At 46.7% G+C, this 3788-nt stretch carries 3 protein-coding genes and 1 tRNA gene; all 4 read right to left on the reverse strand.

What is annotated here, in order from left to right:
* Positions 1–2001, reverse strand: a 2001-nt coding sequence (gene rsxC / locus AB4496_RS10870; protein WP_372130939.1) for an electron transport complex subunit RsxC, incomplete at its 3' end; no start/stop codon positions are given.
* A 7-nt stretch (positions 2002–2008) separates the two neighbouring features.
* Positions 2009–2602: an electron transport complex subunit RsxB gene (rsxB, locus tag AB4496_RS10875; RefSeq protein WP_009848647.1), complete on the reverse strand. Its 594-nt coding sequence runs from the start codon at positions 2600–2602 to the stop codon at positions 2009–2011.
* A gap of 2 nt (positions 2603–2604) precedes the next feature.
* Positions 2605–3183: an electron transport complex subunit RsxA gene (gene rsxA / locus AB4496_RS10880; protein ID WP_004734039.1), complete on the reverse strand. Its 579-nt coding sequence runs from the start codon at positions 3181–3183 to the stop codon at positions 2605–2607.
* 526 nt (positions 3184–3709) lie between these two features.
* A tRNA-Asn gene (locus tag AB4496_RS10885) sits at positions 3710–3785 on the reverse strand.
* Between the last annotated feature and the right edge of the window lie 3 nt (positions 3786–3788).

Raw genomic sequence — 3788 nt, forward strand, 5'->3', positions numbered from 1 at the left:
AGCAACAGCATCTTTCTTAGCGTCGCCAGTACTTTCAGCTGGAGCTTCACTTTCGGTTTGAGTAGCTGATTCCGCTTGTTGAGCTTTCTTGGCTTTAGCGCGAGCAATGGCCGCAGCGACAGCATCTTTCTTAGCGTCGCCAGTACTTGCAACTGGAGCCTCGCTTTCTGTTTGAGTAGAAGATTCCACTTGTAGAGCCTTCTTGGCTTTAGCGCGAGCAATAGCCGCAGCAACCGCGTCTTTCTTAGCGTCACCTGATTTTTCTGCAGGAGCATCAGTTGCTGCTTGTTGTGCCTTGCGCTCTCGAGCTTGTCGTTTACGTTCTTCACGCAGTTTCGACATTTCAGAATTGTCTGGTTCAGCGCTATCCGCTTTCTGAGCCGCAGCTTGTTTTGCTTTTGCCTTGGCAATCGCAGCCGCAACCGCAGGTTTCACCGCTGGTTCCGCATTAGGAGCTTGGTCTGCTGTCGCTTTTTGTGCCTTAACACGCGCAATCGCCGCAGCAATTGCATCGTCACCGTCGGCTGATTTCATGTCTTTACGACGGTTGTCAGCTGCTTTCTTAAAGCGGTTTTCACGTTCTGCTTTGTCGCGCTCCATACGAGCGTTTTTCTCTTCGAAACGAATCTTGGCGCGCTCTGCTGCAGCGGCTTCATCTTTTCGAGTTTTGATCTCAGCTTTTGCTTGGCGGTAGTACTGAACAAGAGGAATTTCACTTGGGCAGACAAATGCACAAGCACCGCATTCAATACAGTCTTTAATATTCAGTTCTTCACACTTATCCAACTCGTTGGCTTTGGCGTGCCATTGCAGTTGTTGAGGAAGTAGAGACGCAGGACAAGCTTCAGCACACGCGCTGCAACGAATACATTCCATCTCGTAAGTGCTTGGTGAAATCTCACGACGCGTTGGCGCTAAAATACAGTTCGACGTTTTGGTGATTGGCACATTGGCATGCGGCAAGGTAAAGCCCATCATCGGGCCGCCCAAAATCAAACGCGGCAGTTTTTTATCGGCTTTGTAGCCAAACTCTTCAAGTAACTCATGTACTGGTGTGCCTAATAGCGCCCAAACGTTACGAGGTTGCTTAAAGGTTTTACCGGTTAATGTCACAACGCGGTTAACCACAGGTTCGCCGTCAATTACCGCTCGCTTAATCGAGTAAAGAGAGCCGACGTTCTGAACCAAAACACCAATGTCTGCAGGGATGCCGCCAGCTGGGACCTCTTTGTTGGTGAGAATCTTGATAAGCTGCTTCTCACCACCAGAAGGGTATTTAGTTGGGATAACACGAATGACGATATCTTTGTCTCTCGCAGCAATCTCAAGTGCTTTTATCGCATCTGGTTTGTTGTCTTCAATGCCGATAACCGTCAGCTTTGGTTGAAGAATGTGTTCAACCACTTCGATGCCTTTTAATACTTCGTCGGCATGTTCTTGAAGCAACTTGTCATCAGAGGTGATGTAAGGTTCACATTCCGCAGCATTGACGATCAAAATGTCGGTACGACCTAAGCCTGATTGAAGCTTCTTAGCCGTAGGGAAGCCTGCGCCGCCCATGCCTGAAATACCAGCTTGGCGAATCACATCAAGCAGTTCGTCAGAGGTCTTTGTCGAGAAATCTTCAACTGGATTTTTTTCAATCCAAGCGTCTAAGCCATCAGGTTTAATAACCACGCACACGTCGCTCAAGCCAGAAGGGTGAGCGGTGGTTCGTGGTTCGATAGCGGTAATCACACCCGATGTTGGCGCATGTACTGGCAAAGTAAAACCAGTCTCTAAGGCAGTAAGTTGCTGACCTTTGAGTACGGCATCACCGACAGTAACCAATAAGTTACCAGGCTTACCTATATGCTGTTTCACTGGAAGAACGATTTCTTCTGGGAGCCTTGCATGCACGATGTCAGTAGTATTCGACTGTTTCTTGTTTTCAGCAGGGTGCACACCGCCCGGGAAGTTCCAAATAGAGCCCGTGCGAATTTGTTCAATTAAAGAGATCATACTAACCCTATGCCTTAGGCTCTGACGCGGTCGCATCAGTTGCTTGGTTAGTGATATCAGTAACAGGAATGATGTTCATCTGCCATTTCCAATTTTCAGTCGTTGTTGCCACTGGAATCATTTCGATACAGTCAGTAGGGCACGGTGCGACACATAGATCACAACCTGTACATTCATCTTTGATTACTGTGTGGAGTGCCTTGGTGCCACCAACAATGGCGTCAACAGGGCAGGCTTGAATACACTTGGTACAGCCGATACACATATCTTCATGAATGAAGGCAACGGTTTTTACTTTGTTATCTAAGTCATGAGCGGAGTCTTCAACTTCTACGCCCATTAAGTCTGCGAGCTTCTCAATGGTTGCTTGGCCGCCTGGAGGACACTTGTTGATCTTGTCTCCGTTCGCGATCGCCTCCGCGTATGGGCGACAACCAGGGTAGCCACACTGGCCACATTGAGTTTGCGGTAAAATAGTGTCGATTTGATCGACGATCGGATCGGCTTCAACTTTAAAACGGATAGAAGCAAAGCCCAAAATAGCGCCAAAAATAGCGGCTAAAGCGGCGAGTGCAATGATCGCAATTAAAATGGTACTCATGCTTATTTCACCAACCCAGTAAAGCCCATAAATGCCAGAGACATTAGGCCAGCTGTGATCATCGCAATCGACGCGCCTTTAAATGGCATTGGAACATCAGCAACCGCAATACGTTCACGCATTGCAGCAAATAGGATCAATACAAGAGAGAAACCCACCGCTGCGCCAAAACCATAGATGATCGACTGAATGAAGTTGTGGTTTTCATTGATGTTCAGAAGTGCCACACCTAATACCGCACAGTTGGTGGTGATAAGCGGCAGAAAGATACCCAATAGGCGATAAAGGGTAGGGCTAGTTTTGTGAACGACCATTTCCGTAAATTGAACAACCACCGCGATAACCAAGATAAAGCTCATGGTACGCAAGTATTCAATACCCAGAGGGGTAAGGATGTAGGTTTCTACTAGGTATGCAGATACCGACGCTAACGTCAGAACGAAAGTCGTCGCGAGGCCCATGCCAATTGCAGTCTCCAACTTCTTGGAGACGCCCATAAATGGACATAGCCCTAAAAACTTCACTAGCACAAAGTTATTGACTAGCACTGTGCCAACCAACAACAAAAGGTATTCGGTCATAATGGATTAATTCTTGAGATTCCGATCCCGATATTATCCTGTTTTGCTCACCTAATAACAACCAAGGATCACTAGGGATTTAGACACTTGGTGAAAAAAACATCAGGTAATCGATTGATTACCAAAGCTGCAGTAAGTATAGACATAGATTTTGATGGTGTGAGCGTGCAGCGGTATATCACAATGATCTTTGTCTGATCATTTGAGTACTCAGTGATTTCACTTTTGTCTTCGGCCAAAAGGTCGAAATTGATTGAAGTAAATAGCGAACTTTTGAGTCAATTGATTGTTGCTAACTCAAGGCTGTTGCTCGGTTGCTTAGAGGGCTTTTAGGAAAGTGAGTACGTTAAAACGCAAAAAGCCGCATCGAGTGATGCGGCTTCTTTAAATTTGGCCCCCTTGTCGAGACTTAAACGCGGGCGGGTAGCACGGTCCGACGATTCGGGTGTGATATTAACTTGGAACAAGTTAGTCGCAGTTATATACGAAAAAAGCCCAATCTTTCGATTGAGCTTTTTTCTGAATTTGGCTCCCCTTGCAAGACTTGAACTTGCGACATACGGATTAACAGTCCGCCGTTCTACCAACTGAACTAAAGGGGAATT

It is taken from the genome of Vibrio sp. 10N.222.46.A1, from assembly GCF_041473595.1.
Lineage (GTDB): Bacteria > Pseudomonadota > Gammaproteobacteria > Enterobacterales > Vibrionaceae > Vibrio > Vibrio tasmaniensis_A.